Annotated in this window: 15 protein-coding genes; 13 read left to right on the top strand and 2 right to left on the bottom strand. The window is 64.5% G+C overall.

What is annotated here, in order from left to right; all coding sequences use genetic code 11:
* Positions 1-27 precede the first annotated feature (27 nt).
* Complete coding sequence (locus PQ627_RS13040; RefSeq protein WP_274261623.1) at positions 28-756, bottom strand: FadR/GntR family transcriptional regulator; 729 nt, start codon at positions 754-756, stop codon at positions 28-30.
* Between the two features lie 297 nt (positions 757-1,053).
* Between PQ627_RS13040 and PQ627_RS13035 the strand changes: the two genes are divergently transcribed.
* From PQ627_RS13035 to PQ627_RS12980, 12 genes are all read left to right on the top strand, one after another.
* Positions 1,054-2,676, top strand: coding sequence for an ABC transporter substrate-binding protein (locus PQ627_RS13035; RefSeq protein WP_274261621.1), 1,623 nt, complete (start codon positions 1,054-1,056; stop codon positions 2,674-2,676).
* Between the two features lie 97 nt (positions 2,677-2,773).
* Positions 2,774-3,730: an ABC transporter permease gene (locus tag PQ627_RS13030; RefSeq protein WP_274261619.1), complete on the top strand. Its 957-nt coding sequence runs from the start codon at positions 2,774-2,776 to the stop codon at positions 3,728-3,730.
* Between the two features lie 3 nt (positions 3,731-3,733).
* A complete protein-coding gene (locus PQ627_RS13025) occupies positions 3,734-5,845 on the top strand; it encodes a dipeptide/oligopeptide/nickel ABC transporter permease/ATP-binding protein (RefSeq protein ID WP_274261618.1) in 2,112 nt (703 codons plus the stop codon).
* Positions 5,842-6,639 carry an ATP-binding cassette domain-containing protein gene (locus PQ627_RS13020; protein WP_144661571.1) on the top strand — a complete coding sequence of 266 codons (798 nt, stop codon included), beginning with the start codon at positions 5,842-5,844 and terminating at the stop codon, positions 6,637-6,639. The genes PQ627_RS13025 and PQ627_RS13020 overlap by 4 nt, the downstream gene beginning before the upstream one ends.
* 37 nt (positions 6,640-6,676) lie before the next feature.
* Complete coding sequence (locus PQ627_RS13015; protein ID WP_274261615.1) at positions 6,677-7,594, top strand: dihydrodipicolinate synthase family protein; 918 nt, start codon at positions 6,677-6,679, stop codon at positions 7,592-7,594.
* Positions 7,595-7,612: 18 nt separating this feature from the next.
* Complete coding sequence (locus PQ627_RS13010) at positions 7,613-8,563, top strand: ROK family protein (RefSeq protein WP_274261613.1); 951 nt, start codon at positions 7,613-7,615, stop codon at positions 8,561-8,563.
* A gap of 12 nt (positions 8,564-8,575) precedes the next feature.
* Positions 8,576-9,262: an N-acetylmannosamine-6-phosphate 2-epimerase gene (locus PQ627_RS13005; protein ID WP_274261611.1), complete on the top strand. Its 687-nt coding sequence runs from the start codon at positions 8,576-8,578 to the stop codon at positions 9,260-9,262.
* Positions 9,263-9,511: 249 nt separating this feature from the next.
* Positions 9,512-10,969, top strand: a complete 1,458-nt coding sequence (locus PQ627_RS13000; protein WP_274261609.1) for a dihydrolipoyl dehydrogenase family protein — start codon at positions 9,512-9,514, stop codon at positions 10,967-10,969.
* A gap of 70 nt (positions 10,970-11,039) precedes the next feature.
* The gene (locus tag PQ627_RS12995) at positions 11,040-11,810 is read left to right on the top strand and encodes an ABC transporter ATP-binding protein (protein ID WP_274261607.1); all 771 of its coding nucleotides are present in this window, start codon (positions 11,040-11,042) and stop codon (positions 11,808-11,810) included.
* A complete protein-coding gene (locus tag PQ627_RS12990; protein ID WP_274261605.1) occupies positions 11,807-13,843 on the top strand; it encodes a YhgE/Pip domain-containing protein in 2,037 nt (678 codons plus the stop codon). Before PQ627_RS12995 ends, PQ627_RS12990 begins: the two co-directional genes overlap by 4 nt.
* The gene (locus PQ627_RS12985) at positions 13,840-14,472 is read left to right on the top strand and encodes a TetR/AcrR family transcriptional regulator (protein WP_274261603.1); all 633 of its coding nucleotides are present in this window, start codon (positions 13,840-13,842) and stop codon (positions 14,470-14,472) included. Before PQ627_RS12990 ends, PQ627_RS12985 begins: the two co-directional genes overlap by 4 nt.
* Before the next feature lie 134 nt (positions 14,473-14,606).
* Complete coding sequence (locus PQ627_RS12980; RefSeq protein ID WP_274261601.1) at positions 14,607-15,275, top strand: hypothetical protein; 669 nt, start codon at positions 14,607-14,609, stop codon at positions 15,273-15,275.
* A 44-nt stretch (positions 15,276-15,319) separates the two neighbouring features.
* Here the strand turns inward: PQ627_RS12980 and PQ627_RS12975 are convergent, their stop codons facing one another.
* The gene (locus tag PQ627_RS12975) at positions 15,320-16,231 is read right to left on the bottom strand and encodes an EamA family transporter (protein ID WP_373458801.1); all 912 of its coding nucleotides are present in this window, start codon (positions 16,229-16,231) and stop codon (positions 15,320-15,322) included.
* Between the two features lie 72 nt (positions 16,232-16,303).
* Here PQ627_RS12975 and PQ627_RS12970 point away from each other — a divergent pair, with 72 nt between their 5' ends.
* Positions 16,304-17,215: a LysR family transcriptional regulator gene (locus PQ627_RS12970; RefSeq protein ID WP_274261597.1), complete on the top strand. Its 912-nt coding sequence runs from the start codon at positions 16,304-16,306 to the stop codon at positions 17,213-17,215.
* Position 17,216 lies beyond the last annotated feature (1 nt).

Here is a 17,216-nt window from a genome sequence, read left to right as displayed (position 1 = left end):
ACGACGGCGGCCCTTGCGTTGGGTGCGTTACTCGCCGACGGCCTCGCTGATGCGGCGGCGGATGCCATCGAAGTGCCGGTTGAGCAGTTCGGCGGCAGCGGCCTTGTCGCCAGCGGCTACGGCTGCGTAAATGTCGCGGTGCATCGCCGCGGTCTTCACCAGGTCCTCGTTCCCGGGGCCGATCTCGACGTGGATCTTCCGGTATACCTTCCAGAAAACGCCCATCAGATTGATGAGGAGCTCGTTGTTGAGGGGTTCGAAAAGCCGGCGGTGGAACTCGGCATCGGCGGCGACGAAGTTCTCGCCGGCTGCTGCCAGCTCCTCCATCTGCTTGACCGATTCTTCGATGGATGACAACTGCTCCGGTGTCATGACGTCGATGGAGGAACCGATCAGTCCGGACTCAAGGGCTTGGCGTACGTCTACCAGCTGCAGCGCTTCGAGGCCTTGGTGGCGGAGGGACAACCGGCCGCGGAAGGTGAGGCCGTCGGCGAGGGCATCGAAGTTGCTGGGGGCGACGAACATGCCGAACCCGTGGCGGATTTCGATGACGCCCAGGGCCTGGAGCACCTTCAAGGACTCGCGCAGCGTATTGCGTCCCACGCCGAGAGCTACCGACAGCTCACTTTCCGTAGGCAAGGGATCGCCGGCTTCGAGCTCCCGTTCAAGGATCAGTTCCATAATGTCCGATTGCAACGCACGCAGCCGGGCCTGTGCACTGAACCGCGCCTGCGGAACCACGCCGGAAGTTGTCATGGCTTTCTCCTTGCCGTGCACCGGTCCCGGAAGTGGTAGCGGCGCAGTGTTAATGTTGAGGCGAGCATAGCGCCCGCTGCAGAACGAGTAGCTCGCAACATACAATATCGGATGTCCCACCTCCTTCATAGCCATGTGCGTAATTTCCCGGCAGGCGACATCCTCTCCCGGAGCCACGTACGGCCCGGTGCTCCATTTCTCACTTGACGTTCCGTTGTGACCGCCCTTACAGTTTCACTACGAGCATCGGACGTCCTACATCCGATAACCCACGAAACTCGATTGGTGAGGCACCCTATGAGCAAGACGATTCAAAGCCTGCCGCTGGTCAACGATGCCAGCCGCCGGAACTTCCTGAAGCTAAGCGGCGCAGTTGGTGCAGCAGCCGCCTTCACGGCAACCCTTTCTGCGTGCGGCGGCGCTGCCAGCACCACAACCGGAAACGCAACGAACACGGCGGCGGTGAACAAGGACCTGACCATCGAAGCAGGCATTTCGTACGCTCTCTCCACGGGATTCGATCCGCTGAGCTCCTCCGGCGCCACCCCGATGGCGGCCAACCTGCACATCTTCGAAGGCCTCATCGAACTGCACCCGGCAACCCGCGAGCCTTACAACGCACTGGCTGCCTCGGACCCCAAAAAGATCAACGACACCACCTACCAGGTGACCATCCGCGACGGCGCCAAGTTCCACGACGGCACCCCCGTCACCACCGAAGACGTGGCGTTCTCCTTCACCCGCGTCATGGACCCTGCCAACAAGTCCCTGTTCTCGCAGTTCATCCCGTTCATCCAGGACGTCAAGCCCGTTGATGCCAAGACAGTCGAGTTCACCCTTAAGTACGCCTTCCCCGGCTTCGGTCCGCGCATCTCCGTAGTGAAGATCGTTCCCAAGGCTCTCGCTACCGACCTCAAGTCCTTCGACGCCAAGCCCGTTGGCTCCGGCCCCTACAAGTTGGTCTCCGCAGTCAAGGACGACAAGATCGTCTTCGAGGCGTTCGCCGACTACAACGGTCCCAAGCCTGCTTTGGCCAAGGGCATGACCTGGCTGCTCCTTTCGGACGCCGCAGCCCGCGTCACCGCCGTCCAGTCCGGCCGGGTCCAGGCCATCGAGGACGTCCCCTACCTTGATGTCGACGGACTGAAGTCCAAGGTCAAGGTTGAGTCGGTCCAGTCCTTCGGCCTGCTGTTCCTGATGTTCAACTGCGCCAAGGCTCCGTTCGACAACAAGCTGGTCCGCCAGGCCCTGCACTACGGCCTGGACAAGGAAGCCATCATCAAGAAGGCCCTGTTCGGCAATGCGAAGGCCGCCAGCTCCTACTTCCAGGAAGGCCACCCGGACTACGTCAAGGCCAAGAACGTCTACGGCTACGACGCTTCCAAGGCCGCGGACCTGCTGAAGCAGGCCGGCGTCACCAACCTCGAATTCGAACTGCTCACCACCGACACGGCATGGGTCAAGGACGTTGCGCCGCTGATCCTCGAATCCTGGAACAAGATTCCCGGCGTCAAGGTCACCGTCAAGAGCCTCCAGTCCGGCGCCTTGTACAGCGACCGCGTGGGCAAGGGCGACTACTCGGTCGTGGCCGCCCCCGGCGATCCTTCTGTCTTCGGCAATGACGCGGACCTGCTCCTGAGCTGGTTCTACTCCGGCTCCACCTGGATGGAAAAGCGCGCCTTCTGGACCGCTCCGGAGCGCACCAAGCTGCAGGACCTCATGAACAAGGGCTCCCAGGCCTCCGGAGAGGAAGCCAAGAAGACCGTGGGCGAAATTGTGGACCTCGTCTCCGAAGAAGTCCCGCTGTACCCCGTCTTCCACCGCCAGCTGCCCAGCGCCTGGGACGAGAAGAAGCTCAACGGCTTCAAGCCGCTGCCGACCACCGGCCTGTCGTTCATCGACGTCGGACGCACCGCCTAGGCGGTCCCCCACCCGTTGCGGGGCCCGCTTTGCGTCCTAAAGCCCCCACTTGGCGCGCAGAGCAGGCCCCGCAACCCACAATCAACCGGAGAACACATTGGTCACGATATTGCGTCTGCTCGGCCGCAGACTTGCAGCATTGCCATTAATGATCCTGGGCATCACGTTGCTCGTCTTCCTCGTCCTGCAGGCCGCTCCCGGCGACCAGGCCAGCTCGGCCCTCGGTGACGGCGCCAGCGAAGAAGCGAAGCAGCAATACCGCCAGGAGAACGGCCTCAACGATCCCGTGGTCCTGCAGTACTTCCGTTTCCTCGGCAAGCTCCTGCAGTTCGACCTCGGAGTCACTACTCCCCCAGCCAAGTCCGTCGCTTCCATGATCGGCTCGGCCTTTCCGCTCACTCTTCAGCTGACCTTCCTTGGTGTGCTGATCGCGATCGTCGTCTCCTTGGCGTTCGGCATCATCGGAGCCCTGTACCGCGACAAATGGCAGGACCAGCTGGTCCGGGTCTTCTCGATCGCCGCAATCGCCACGCCGTCATTCTGGCTCGGCATCCTCCTTATCCAGTGGTTCGCACTCGGCGAGAACCCGATGTTCCCCTCGGGCGGCATCGCGACGCCGGAATCCGGCTTCGGCGGTTGGCTCAACTCGATGGCCCTGCCCGCCCTCGCCTTGGGTATCCCGGTCTCGGCCTCCCTGATCCGCGTGGTCCGCACTTCGATGGTGGAAGAACTCGACCGGGACTACGTCCGCACCGCCATCGGCAACGGCGTCCCCTACCGCGAGGTCGTCTCCAAGAACGTCCTCCGCAACGCGCTCGTCACCCCGGTGACCGTGCTGGGACTCCGCGTCGGCTACCTGCTGGGTGGCGCCGTCGTGATTGAAATGATCTTCGCCCTGCCCGGCATGGGCCAACTGATCCTCAACGGCATCACCAACCTGGACGTGAACCTGGTCCAGGGCGTGGTGCTCACCATCTCGGTCACCTTTGTTCTGGTGAACATCGTGGTGGACCTTCTCTACCTGCTCATCAACCCCCGAATCAGGACGGTATAGCTCATGCGCAGCAAGCTCGCAGAACGGCTAAGCGCCCCGGGCCTACGTTTCAAGGCCCTGCCCTGGGGATCCCGTATCGCCCTGCTCTTCCTCATCCTCATTGTCCTGGCGGCCATCCTGGCGCCCGTGCTGGCCCCGCATGATCCGCTGGAGACGTTCATCCCTGCGACTCCCCCGGGAGCCGAGCACTTCTTCGGAACGGACCGCCTGGGCCGCGACATCTTCTCCCGGCTACTCTTCGGTGCACAGTCCTCTCTCATGATCGGCCTGGGCGCTGTTGGCCTGGCCATTCTGGTGGGTGCGCTTCTGGGCTCGTTCGCCGCGACGTCCAGCAAGTCGGTCAACGAGATCATCATGCGGATCATGGACATCCTCATGGCCTTCCCGGGTATCGCGCTGGCCGCCGTACTCCTGGCCGCCTTCGGCAACTCGGTCCCGACCATCATCATCGCGATCGCCATCATCTACACGCCGCAGCTGGCCCGCGTGGTCCGGGCCAACGTCCTGGCCCAATATGGTGAAGATTACGTCCGCGCCGAGCGTGTGATCGGCGCCGGCCGGTTCTACATCCTGGTCAAGCACATCGTCCGCAACACCGCAGCCCCCGTGCTGGTGTTCGCCACGGTCATGGTGGCCGACGCCATCATCCTCGAGGCATCCCTGTCCTTCCTGGGTGCCGGCGTGCAGGATCCCGCTCCTTCCTGGGGCAACGTCATCTCTTACGGCCGGAACCTGGTCCTGTCAGGCGGCTGGTGGGCAACCACCTTCGCCGGCCTCACCATCCTGCTGACCGTCCTGTCCCTGAACATCCTCGCCGAGGGCCTCACGGACGCGATGGTCAACCCGAGGCTTCGCAAGGCTCCGGTGGTGAAGGACGACGACGGTTCCTCGGCTTCCGTGGCCGTCGACACCGAGGTGGCTACATCAGTTGCCCAACCTTCGGTGGTTGAAGAACACGAGCTCGACGGCGTCCGGGCGGCTTCCGGTATTGCTGCCACTTCCGAGGCCGGCCAGTCGGCCCTGCTCACCGATGTGCGCACCGCCGCCGCCAACCCGCACCTCCTCCTGGACCGCGAACTGGAACTCCTTGCCTCGATCGAAGCGAAGCGCACCGACCGCCTCCCCCAGGTACCGGCAGGCGCACGCAACGTCCTTGAAGTGAAGAACCTGTCCATCCGTTTCCCGGGCCGTTTCGGAGACATCCCGATCGTGGACAACGTGTCCTTCACGGTCCGGGAGGGCGAAACCATGGGCCTGGTCGGTGAGTCCGGCTGCGGTAAGTCGATCACGTCCCTTGCCGTCATGGGCCTCCTGCCGAAGACCGCGAAAATCACAGGATCCATCACTTTCGATGGCAAGGAACTCCTGGATCCCAAGACGAAGCACAGCAACCCCAAGGCTTACGTTGGTCTCCGCGGTGAGCAGATCGCCATGGTGTACCAGGACGCGTTGAGCTCGCTGAACCCGTCCATGAAGATCAAGGAACAGCTGGAGCAGCTCACCAAGCGTGGCGGCCGCAAGAGCCCTACGGAGCTGCTGGAAATGGTCAAGCTGGACCCCGTCCGGACGCTGGCCAGCTACCCCCACGAGCTCTCCGGAGGCCAACGCCAGCGCGTGCTCATTGCCATGGCGTTGTCCCGCTCGCCGAAGATCGTGGTTGCCGACGAGCCCACCACCGCCCTGGACGTCACCGTCCAGAAACAGGTGGTGGACCTGCTCAACGAACTGCGTGAACAGCTCGGTTTCGCCATGGTCTTCGTCAGCCACGACCTCGCTTTGGTCGCTTCACTGGCCCATCGCATCACGGTGATGTACGCCGGGCAGGTGGTTGAGTCCGCACAAGCTTCCGAGCTGTTGCAGAACCCGAAGCACGAATACACCCGTGGCCTGCTGGGCGCTGTGCTCTCCATCGAAGCCGATGCCGCCAGGCTCCACCAGATCCCCGGCACGGTTCCTTCACCGCACGACTTCGCTGTGGGAGACCGCTTCGCTGCACGCTCGCTGCGGCCCGACGCCGACCCCAACCAGAAGCTGGTCCTCACCACAGTCCCTGCGACGAACGGGGACGATGCCGACCACTACTGGGCGAGCCACCTGAAGGAGGATGCCAAGTGACTGCCACCCCAGTGATTGAACTCAAGGACGTCAAGGTCTACCACCGGGCGCGCACCGGCGGCCTGTTCCGTCCCAACATCGTCAAGGCCGTCGACGGCGTGGACTTCACCATCAGCCGCGGTGAGACCGTTGGCATCGTAGGCGAGTCCGGCTGCGGCAAGTCCACCCTTGCGTCAGTGCTCGTGGGACTCCAGCCGCCGACGTCGGGCCAGGTTTTGTTCCACGGCAAGCCGGCCATCAAGCGGAACGCTGCCATGCGGCGCGAGTTCGGCCGCTCCGTCTCCGTGGTCTTCCAGGATCCGTCCACGGCGCTGAACCCGCGCATGACCATCCAGGACATCCTCACCGATCCCCTGCAGGTCCACGGCATCGGTACCGCCGCGAGCCGTCTGGCAAAAGTCAAGGAACTGTTGGCGCTGGTTGGCTTGCCGCAGTCGGCAGCCGAAGTGACGCCGTCGCAAGTTTCCGGCGGCCAGCGACAGCGTGTGGCGATCGCCCGCGCACTGGCGCTGGACCCGGACATCATCGTGGCGGACGAGCCGACGTCGGCCCTGGACGTTTCCGTCCGCGCGCAGGTGCTGAACCTTCTGTCCGACCTGAAAACCCAGCTGAATCTTGGCATGGTCTTCATCTCCCACGACATCCAGACCGTCCGGTACGTCTCGGACCGGATCTGCGTCATGTACTTCGGCAAGATCGTCGAACAAGGGACCGCTGCCCAGGTCTTTGACAACCCCAGCAACGACTACACCCGCAAGCTGCTTGGCGCCGCGCCGAGCCTGCTCCACATCTAGTTTTTCCTTTCACACGTTACAAACAACGGAGATTTCTGTGTCCACTCAATTCCAGGGCGTCATTCCCCCGGTCATCACGCCCCGCCACGCAGACGGCAGCATCGACGTCCAGTCGTTGAAAAACGTCACCAAACACCTGATCGACGGCGGTGTGTCCGGACTTTTCGTCCTGGGTTCCTCCGGCGAAGTCCCCTACCTCAGCAACGAAGAGCGCGAGCTGGTGGTGACCACCATCGCCGAAGCCAACGCCGGGGCCGTCCCGCTGATCGTGGGCGCCAACGAGCAGACCACCAACCGCGTCATCGAGGAAGCCCGCAAGGTGGTTGACCTCGGTGCCGACGCGATCGTGGTGACGTCCATGTACTACGCGATCGGCAATGTCGCGGAGACCGAGACCCACTTCCGCAGCATCCACGAAGCCATCGACAAGCCGATCTTTGCCTACGACGTGCCGGTCCGCACCCACTTCAAGTTGCCCACCGATCTGTTGGTTCGCCTGGGCCGCGATGGCGTCATTGCCGGTGTGAAGGACTCCTCGGGCGACGACGTTTCCTTCCGACAACTGCTCCTTGCAGCCAAGGACATCCCGAACTTCGACATCTTCACCGGTCACGAAGTCGTGGTTGACGGCGCCCTCCTGGGCGGCGCGCAGGGCGTTGTTCCGGGCCTCGGCAACGTTGATCCTGCCGGTTACCGCCGCCTGTTCGATGCCGCGCAAGCCGGCGACTGGGCTGCCGCTGCCCGCGAGCAGGACCGCCTGGCCGACGTCTTCGAGATCGTTTACACCCCTGGTGGCCGGGTGTCGGGCGGTGCCGCGGGCTTAGGTGCCTTCAAGACCGCCCTCCAGGTCATGGGCATCATCGAGTCCAACACGATGAGCTCGCCGATGCTTTCCCTGAACGAGTCCGAGACTGCCGCAATCCGCGAAATCCTGGAACGCAACGGGCTGGTCTGACCACCCATGCCCCCTTCCGTGACCCACGTAATCGGCGTTGACCTCGGCGGCACCAAAACCGCCGCCGGGGTTGTCTCCTCCTCCGGGGAAGTGCTGTTCTCGAACACCATTCCCACGCTGAACAGGGCCGGTGGCGAGGCAATCCTTGATGCCACCGCCGCACTGGTTGCGGGCTTGGTGGGGCGCGCCGCCGACGCCGGACTGACCGTGTCCGGCGTCGGCGTCGGCTCGGCGGGGGTAATCGATGCTGTTGCCGGGTCTGTGGTTTCCGCGACGGATGCCATCCGCGGCTGGGCCGGGACAGCGCTTGTTTCCGGGCTGTCCACGCGCGTCGGGCTGAAGGTCCGCGCCGTCAACGACGTCCACGCCCATGCCCTCGGGGAGGCGTGGCTGGGAGCCGCTGCCTGTACCTCGAGTTCGCTCATGGTCGCTTTCGGGACGGGGGTCGGCGGCAGCTTCGTCCTGGACGGCGCCCCCGTCCTTGGCCATCGCTTTGTGGGCGGCCATGTAGGGCACTTCGCCTCTCCCCTGGCCGTCGTAGACGGGAAGCCGCTGCCTTGCGTGTGCGGGTCCGCCGGTCATGTGGAGGCGGTGGCTTCCGGGCCGGCAATCCATGAGTCCTTCCTTCGCCTAGGCGGCTCAGCAGCGGAGGCCACGGACACGCGTGGCGTGTTCGAGCTCGCCAAGAAGACCCACGACGGCGGTGCTGCCGCGGCCGCGGCGCGTGCCGCCGTCGAACTCGGTGCTGTAGCCGCTGGGCAAGCGGTGGGTGGGCTGATCAACATCCTCGATCCCGAAACCGTTGTTATTTCCGGTGGCCTCGCTGATGCCGGCGAGCTGTGGTGGAAGCCCATGGAAGCCGCACTGCGACAGGAGCTGCTGGCTCCGTTGCTCGCTGTTCCCGTTGTCCGCGCGGCCCTGGGTAACAGCGCCGCCATTATTGGTGCCGCGAAACTCGTACTCCCGTAAAGGAATTGTCCTGTGATCCTCACGTCCGAAAGCCTCGAAGCCCTGCGTTCCCAGCTGATCGTCTCTTGCCAGGCGTATCCGGGCGAGCCCATGCGGGATCCCCGGACCACGGGGCAGGTGGCGGCCTCGGCCGTGATCGGGGGTGCCGCGGCGGTCCGGGTTCAAGGGCTTGCCGACGTGCAGCTCACGCGTGCCGCCGTCGAAGTTCCTGTGATTGGACTCTGGAAAGACGGGCACGACGGTGTCTTCATCACGCCCACGCTCCGTCACGCGTTGGCCGTGGCCAACGCCGGCGCGCATGTGGTGGCCATCGACGGGACGCGGCGTTCACGGCCGGATGGACTTTCCCTGGCTGAGACGATTTCCGGAATCCATGCGGAGTCGCATGCACTGGTCATGGCTGATTGTGGCTCGTTAGATGACGCCGTTGCTGCAGTGGAGGCTGGCGCGGACCTGATCGGCACGACGCTGGCGGGGTACACCGGCGAGCGCCCGAAGACCGACGGCCCGGACCTGGAGTTGCTGTCCCTGATTGCGGGCGCAGACCTGGGCAAACCGCTCATCGCAGAGGGCCGCATCCACACCCCGGCCCAGGCGCGTCAGGCCCTCGACGCTGGTGCCTTCGCGGTGGTTGTCGGCACCGCGATCACCCATCCGGCCAGCATTACGGGCTGGTTCAAGGGCGCGATGAACTCTTAGTTGCATTTTCTGCTGGATCATTCGTAGACCCGTCCTGCGTCTTCCCTACCTGGCGCGGGTTACTCAAGGCGCAGCACCGAATGATCCAGCAGAATCTCCACTGGCCTGTCCATCGCATGTCCGTACTGGGACCACCCTCCATTATTTGGACAGACCCAGCACTTGTGAGGCCTGCTCTGCGCGCTAAAAACCCGGGAAGGCCCGCAGAACGGGCCTCACAAGGGGAAGGGTCCGGCGTAGGCTTTCCCCATGACTGCCGAGAACTCCCGCGAGTACGACGTAATAGTGATCGGCGCAGGCGCCGTTGGGGAAAACGTGGCCGACCGCGTCGTGCGCGGCGGCTTATCGGCGGTGATCATCGAAAGCGAACTGGTGGGCGGCGAATGCTCCTACTGGGCCTGCATTCCCTCCAAGGCACTTCTTCGCCCCGGCAGCGTCCTGCACGCAGCCCAAGGAATCCCCGGTGCAACGGAAGCCATCACCGGAACCTTGAACGCACCGGCAGCCCTGAAGCACCGGGACTGGTTCACCAACAACTGGCAGGACGGCAGCCAGGTCGAATGGCTGGACAGCGCCGGCATCGACCTGATTCGTGGACGGGGCAGGATCACGGGCCCCCGCGAGGTCCAGGTAGATGCTCTCGACGGCAACAGCTACGCCCTCAAGGCCAACCATGCGGTCGTCGTGGCAACTGGTTCAACGCCCACCATTCCGGCCATCGAGGGGCTCAAGGAGGTACCCTACTGGACCACCCGCGGAGCGACCGCAGCCAAGGAGATCCCGCAGCGGTTCGTAGTCCTCGGCGGCGGCGTGGCCGGCGTGGAACTGGCCCAGGCGTTCGCCCGGCTCGGCTCCGATGTCACGCTTGTTGCCCGCGGGCGACTCCTGAGCAGCTACGCCGAGGAAGCGGCGAACCTGGTTCTGGCCGGGCTCCGCGCCGATGGAGTGACGGTCCACCTCCACACCGACGTCACCAAGGTTGAGAAGAACGACGACGGCGCCATCACCGTGACGCTCGACGGCAAGACACTCCAGGCCGACCAGATACTCGTCGCGTCCGGCAGGCGTCCCGCCCTGGCCAATCTTGGCCTGGAGAGCGTTGGCATTGAAGGTGAAGACGGCAAAGCTCCCCGGCTCACGACCGACGCCAGCGGCCTCGTCGAAGGACCGGCCAGCGATGGCACCAGCGGTTCGTGGCTTTACGCTGCCGGCGATGCCGCAGGAAAAGTGCTCCTGACGCATCAGGGCAAATACGAGGCCCGGGCCACGGGCGACGCCATCGTCGCCCGTGCCAAGGGTGAACTCAAGGGCAGCCCCGAACCGTGGAGTCCTTGGGCACACACAGCCAACGACCACGCCGTCCCCAGCGTTGTCTTCACGGACCCCGAGGTGGCGTCGGTGGGACAGGGCCTTGAGGAGGCACTCCTGCAGGGAAAGAACGTGACAGGGGTTGAACTTCCCATTAACGTCAGCGGCTCCCAGCTGTACTCCCCGGACTACGAGGGGTGGGCCCAGATCGTGGTGGATGAGGACAGGAGGGTGATCATCGGTGCCACTTTTGCAGGCCCGGGCGTTTCTGAACTCCTCCATTCGGCAACCATTGCGATCGTCGGCGAGGTTCCCTTGGACAGGCTCTGGCATGCCGTGCCGTCGTATCCCACCATCAGCGAAGTGTGGCTCCGGCTGATGGAGAAGTACGGCCTTTGAGTTCTATTTGAACTGACCAGTCAGTTTAGTTAGACTTATCGCAGACAACAGTTCTGCGAAAGGCTTCATTGTGCTGTCCGTACAGCAACTCCAGATCAACGGCCGCCGGGACGACCTCCTCCCGGCCACGTCGCTCCAAGTTCACCGCGGCGAACTCCTGCTGGTCGCCGGTGAAGGCCAGGACCAGCGCACCGCCCTCGCCTTGGCGTTGAGCGGCCGCATGAAGCCCAGCAACGGTGTACTCAGCTGGGATAACGTCACCAAGACCAAGAAGATTCGGCTCGCGAGCGCTTTGGTGGACTCCCCCGGCGTCAACGAACCCGAGCAGCACCTCAGCGTCCGCGATCTCGTCACCGAAGACCTTTCCCTGATCCCCCGCCGCTACCGTGGCGCGCTGCTGAGCAAACCGTGGCTCAAAGTGAACAGCTTCGAAGACATTGCAGGCTTCTGGATTGAACAGCTCCCCGCCAGCCGCCGCCTCGAACTCCTGACGGCGCTGGCCCTGGCGGACCCTGCCACGGACCTGTTGATCGTGGACTCCCCCGATCGCCACAGCGCGGACCCCGGGACCTGGCTGCCAAGGCTCCAGGCTTTGGCGTCCGACGCCGGGCGGCCGCTTGCCGTCGTCGCCGTCGTGGGTGCCCTCCCGGAGAACTGGACCGGCCCGGCAGCGGTGATCGGCAACTCGGTCCGGCATCCCCCTGAACCGGAAGTCGAGCCGGCTTCCGCACCCACTCAGCCAGCCGTCGTCGTCGAACCCAAAGCCAAACACGCCGCCGATACCGCGCCGGACCTGGCTGAAGAACCTGAAACCGAAACCCTCCAAAGGACTGCAAAGTGACTGTTCTGCGGCTCGCCCGCTCCGAACTCAAGCGCATGACCGGCGGGCTCCTGCCCAAGCTGACCATCCTCGCCCTGACCATGGTGCCCTTGCTGTACGGCGCCGTGTACCTGTACGCCAATTGGGATCCGTACGGCAACCTGAACCAGATCGACGCGGCATTGGTGGTCGAAGATACCGGCGCCACCGCGAAGGACGGCACGCAATTGCAGGCCGGCAAGAAAGTTGCCGACAGCCTGGTGGAAGGCCACGTCTTCAACTGGAAGCAAGTCTCCAACGCCGAAGAGGCCGACGCCGGGGTCAAAACCGGCGAGTACGCGTTCGCCCTGCGCATCCCCAAGGACTTCTCGACCAACCTCGTCTCCCCGGGCAGCTTCGACGCCGCGAACCAAGCCATGCTGCACGTCACCACGAATGACGCCAACAACTACCTCCTGAGCACCATCGTGGACAAGCTCACCACGGCCGTGCACTCCACCGTGGCCAAGGAGGTCGGCGAAGAGACAGCTAACCAGCTCCTCACCGGATTTGGCACCATCCACGCCTCTATCGTGAAGGCCGCGGACGGCGCCTCGGAGCTGGCCACCGGAGTGGGAAAGCTCAGCGACGGCGCATCCACCCTGCACACGGGCACCGGGCAACTGGTTACCGGCGCGGACCAGCTTGTGGCCGGCCAAACCCAGCTGCGCGACGGCGCTGTGCAGCTGAACGCCGGTGCCGGCCAGCTCAGCTCCGGACTCACGGAGCTGAAGAACAAAACGGCCACCCTCCCCGCGGATTCGCAGAAGCTTGCCGACGGCGCCGCCCAGGTAGCCGCCGGAAACGCCGAGCTGAATGCGAAAGTCCAGGAAGTCGTCGGACAGCTGGACGCGGCGGACAAAGGCCTGCGTAACCGGGTGGTCGAGTCCAACGCGCGGCTTGTCACCGCTGGGGTCCTGACCCAGGAGCAGGCCGACAAGGTCCTCGCCGACTTCGATGCCGCCGCAGCTTCCAGCCCGGTGACGGACGCCAAGGCGAAGATCTCCGGTGACGCCGCCAAGATCCAGCAGCTCTCGGATGGTTCTGCCGCAGTGAGCGCCGGAGCCCAGAAACTCGCTGGCGCAACGCCGGCCCTGACCGACGCCATCTCCCAGGCGGCAGCCGGGGCAGGGCAGCTGAATTCCGGCGCGGCCACCTTGGCCGCCGGGCAGCAGACCGCTTTGGATGGCGCTGTAAAGCTCGACGACGGCGCCCACCAACTGGACGACGGCGCCGGTCAACTGGCCAGCGGCGCAGTGACCGCGGCCGATGGCTCCCACACGCTCGCCACTGAACTCGCGAAGGGCGCCGGAGACATCCCGAACCCGAACGATGAGCAGAAGAGCAACGTCTCCAAGGTGATCGCCGATCCCGTTGCAGTGAACAACGTCTCCCAAGCGAAGGCAGGTTCCTACGGCGCGGGCCTTGCCCCCTTCTTCCTGACGTTGGCCCTCTGGATCGGTGTGTTCATGCTTGTCCAGGCGATGCGACCCATCACCCAGCGGGCCCTGGCTTCGAACGCCCCCTCCTGGAAGATTGCTGTAGGAGGCTGGCTGCCGTTCTTCGTGGTCTCGGTGCTGCAGGCCACCATCCTCACCGTGGTTGTTGATCTGGGTCTGGGCCTGAATCCGGCCCACCCGATCGGGATGTGGCTGTTCATGCTGGCCGCGGTGATGGCGTTCAGCGCGATCATCCAAGGCATCGTGGCGCTGCTGGGTACGCCGGGCAAGTTCGTGGTCCTGATCCTGCTGGTCTTGCAGCTCGTGTCCTCCGGTGGCACGTTCCCGTGGCAGACCACCCCCATGCCGCTACACGTGGTGCACGAGGTCCTGCCCATGGGCTACGTCGTTACCGGCATGCGGCACCTCATCTATGGCGGTGAACTCAGCATGATCTGGCCTACCGTGCTGGGCCTGCTTGGATACACTTTGCTGGGAGCGGCACTGTCCACACTGGCAGTCCGCAAACACAAGATGTGGACCCTCAAGACCCTGAAGCCGGAGATCGCAGTATGAGCACCACCGAGCCGGCCGCCGCCGGAACTGCTGGGAAGAAGCTGCGTCCGGGCCGCACCAACGCCACCAAGCAGCGGCTCTTCGAGGCGTCCATGGAACTCATCGGTGAACGTGGTGCGGCGGGAGTGACCGTCGACGAGATCGCGGCCGCGGCCGGGGTGTCCAAGGGGACCGTGTACTACAACTTCGGCAGCAAGTCGGACCTCATCGCCCAGCTTCTGCGGCACGGCGTGGATATCATGCTGGTCAGGCTCCAGGACGTCCAGGGGCAAAGCAGCGACCCCCTGGAGTCCATGCAGAACATGGTGGGCCAGGCCATGGAGTTCATGGACGACTACCCCTCCTTCGCCCGGCTCTGGGTCAGCGAAAACTGGCGGACCCCCGGTGAATGGAGCGCCGTCTTTGCCGAGCTTCGAGCCGAACTCCTGGCCGTGATTGGTTCCGCCGTGGAGCGCGTCGCGGCCGGCTACACGGTGGATACGTCCATTGCCCGGGGCAGTCTTGAAGCGGCTATCTTCGGAGCCATCTTCGTGGTGGGCCTGGACCGGCAGACCTACAACCCCGAGCGGACCCGCGAGCAAAGCGTGGCCGCGGTGATGACCATCATGCACGGGTACGTCATCAAGTAACGCGTTGCGAGGCCTGCTCTGCGTTCCATGGCATGCCCATTGGACGCAGAGCAGGCCTCACAACGGTATCCAACTGCAATGTACGACGGCGTGGCGCGGCCACTTGGTCGGCGATGATTAACCTCATGCGTCACATGGGGAACAGCGGGAAGCTTGCGGTGGTGTCCGCCTTTGTCGCACTGGCGCTGTTGGTTCTTGCAGCGGTGGTGCTCGAAGAACTGGTGCTGTACCTGTTTCTCGGGAGCGTGCTGCTCTGCTACCTCGCGTCCCTCGTTCAGCTCTTCAACCGGCGCCGCTACTTCGTAATCTTGCTCGGCGCCGTCGGCACGAGCCTGTTCATTGGTTGCAGCATCGCCTTCCTGCGGATGTGGGGCATCGCGTTCACCCAGGACGCCAACGCCTTGGGCGGTGCAGTGAGCACTGGCAGCGCCATCAGCACCAAGGACTCCGATATCTACTTCTACGTGGCAGTCGCTGCAGGACTGGGAACACTGGCCGTGATGTTCCTCGGAGCCGTGCTGCCGTCGTTCGGATCGCGGGCGGCTGCACCTGTGAAACGGCCGACACCTGCTGCGAAACGGGCACCGGCCCAGCGGAAATCCAACCAGCGTCCGGCCAGCCAGCAACGTCCTGGCGCCCAGGCCCAACGCCCCGACAGGCGCCCCGCAACCCCCGCCCCCAAGCGCCCCGCACCCCAGGCAACCCCGGCAGCCAAGCGCCCGGCAGCCCGTATGCCAACGACCCCAGCCAAGCGACCGGCGTCGAGCGCTTCATCCCAACGCAAGCCATCCCCTAAGCGCTGACTCCCGCCGCGTTGTGAGGCCCGCTCTGCGGCCTTACGCACGGCTCACACGCGCAGAGCGGGCCTCACAACGGGTGTGCCGGGGCGCTTCCGCGAGGCGCCCAGCACCGCCGTCGCCACACCCAGGAGCAGGATCACCCCTCCCGTGATTTCGGCGGGCGTCGGGATTTCGTTCAGGACCAGCCACGCGGCCGTCATGCCCACCACCGGAACCAGGAGCGTGAAGGGAACGACGTCGGAACTCGGGTACAGCGACAACAGCCGGTTCCAGATGCCGTACCCCACCAACGACGCGAACACTGCGGTGTACACGGCGCTGAGGACGGTAGCCGGCTGCAGGTCGGTGAGCGTTGCCCACACGACTCCCGGACCATCCACCACCAAGGACAACCCGGCCAGCGGAACCGGCACCACGGCTCCGGACCACACCACCAGGCCCAGACCGGAGGCTGCTTTCGAATGCCGGGCCACCACGTTTCCGACTGCCCAGGACAGGGCTGCAGCCAGCACGATCATCAGCGGAAGCACCGGAGCCACGGCACTTCGTCCGACCGCCACCACACCCAGCCCCACGATGCCCAGCACCACGCCAAGCAACTGGCGTCGGCTGGGCTTCTCCCCCAGGAACCGAGCCGCGAGCAGGATGGTGAACAGGACCTGCGCCTGCAGCACCAGCGAGGCCAAACCGGCGGGCATTCCGAGTGCCATGCCCAGGTAAAGCAGGCCGAACTGGCCCGCGCTCATAAAGAGCCCGACGCCGGCAATCGCCTTCCAGCCGACGTCAGGTTTGCGGATGAAGAAGATGAAGGGAAAAACAACCAGCACGAAGCGCATGGCCACGAAAAGCAGCGGCGGGACATCCCGGCCGTTCGTGTGCAGGCCGAGGTCGATGGCGACGAAGTTGACGCCCCAGAGGACAGCTACAAGAACGGCGAGGGCAGAGTGGCGAAGGTTCACCTCTACACTCTGACGCTCTTCTGGATGAAGCACCAGCATTGAATTCAGCATAAAACCACGTAGATTTGCTTCATGATTGATATTTCGGCTCTGCGGGCCCTGGTCGCCGTGGAGCAGCACGGCTCGGTAGTAGCGGCTTCTGATGTCATGGGCTATAGCCCCTCCGCGGTGTCGCAGCAGATCAAAAAACTCGAAAAGCAAACAGGCGTTGCCGTCCTGGAGCGAAACGGCCGGGGCGTCCTGCTGACGGAACGGGGCCTGGCGCTGGCAGGATACGGCCGACGGATCATGGGCGAACTCGAGGAACTCCAGGCGACCCTGCTGGCCGATCCGGCCAAGCCATCCGGGCTGTTGCGGCTGGTAGCTTTCTCCACGGCATGCCGGGGGCTGGTAGGACCGGTCCTCGGCCGCATGGCCGCCACCCACTCCGCCTTGGAAATCACCGTCCTGGCCGAGGATCCGCGCGAAGCCGTGCAGCGGGTCGCCTCAGGCGAAGCAGAACTTGCGGTGGTCCACAACTGGAACTCGGTCCCGCTGGTGATCCCGGAGAACCTGGTCCACGAAGACCTCTGCATCGACCAGGCCGATGTCCTGGTCAACAGCACGCACGCACTCGCGGGGCGGACCGCCGTCGAACGTGAAGACCTGCTGGACGAGACCTGGATCAGCACCCCGGCGGGGGCCATCTGCAACGAGGCCCTTCTGCAGATCTTTGCGGGGCTGGGCCGGGTGCCTGATATCCGCGTTTACGACCCCGACTTTTCCACCCACATCGCCATGGTGGAACAAGGGGTGGCGGTCGCTCTGGTCCCCCGGCTGGGCAGGCCGCCGTTGCCGCAGGGGGTCGTGGCCATCCCCGTGGTCAAACCCACCCAGCAGCGCTCTGTTGGCATTGTGTATCGGAAAACCATGACCGCAAGCCCGAACATCAGGCACGTTGTCCGATTGCTGCGGGAGGCAGCCGCGGAGCAACTGGATCAGTAGC

Source organism: Paenarthrobacter sp. AB444 (genome assembly GCF_028736865.1).
Lineage (GTDB): Bacteria > Actinomycetota > Actinomycetes > Actinomycetales > Micrococcaceae > Arthrobacter > Arthrobacter nicotinovorans_B.
The sequence above is the reverse complement of the archived record's forward strand: the minus strand, read 5'-3'. Positions and strand labels throughout refer to the sequence as shown.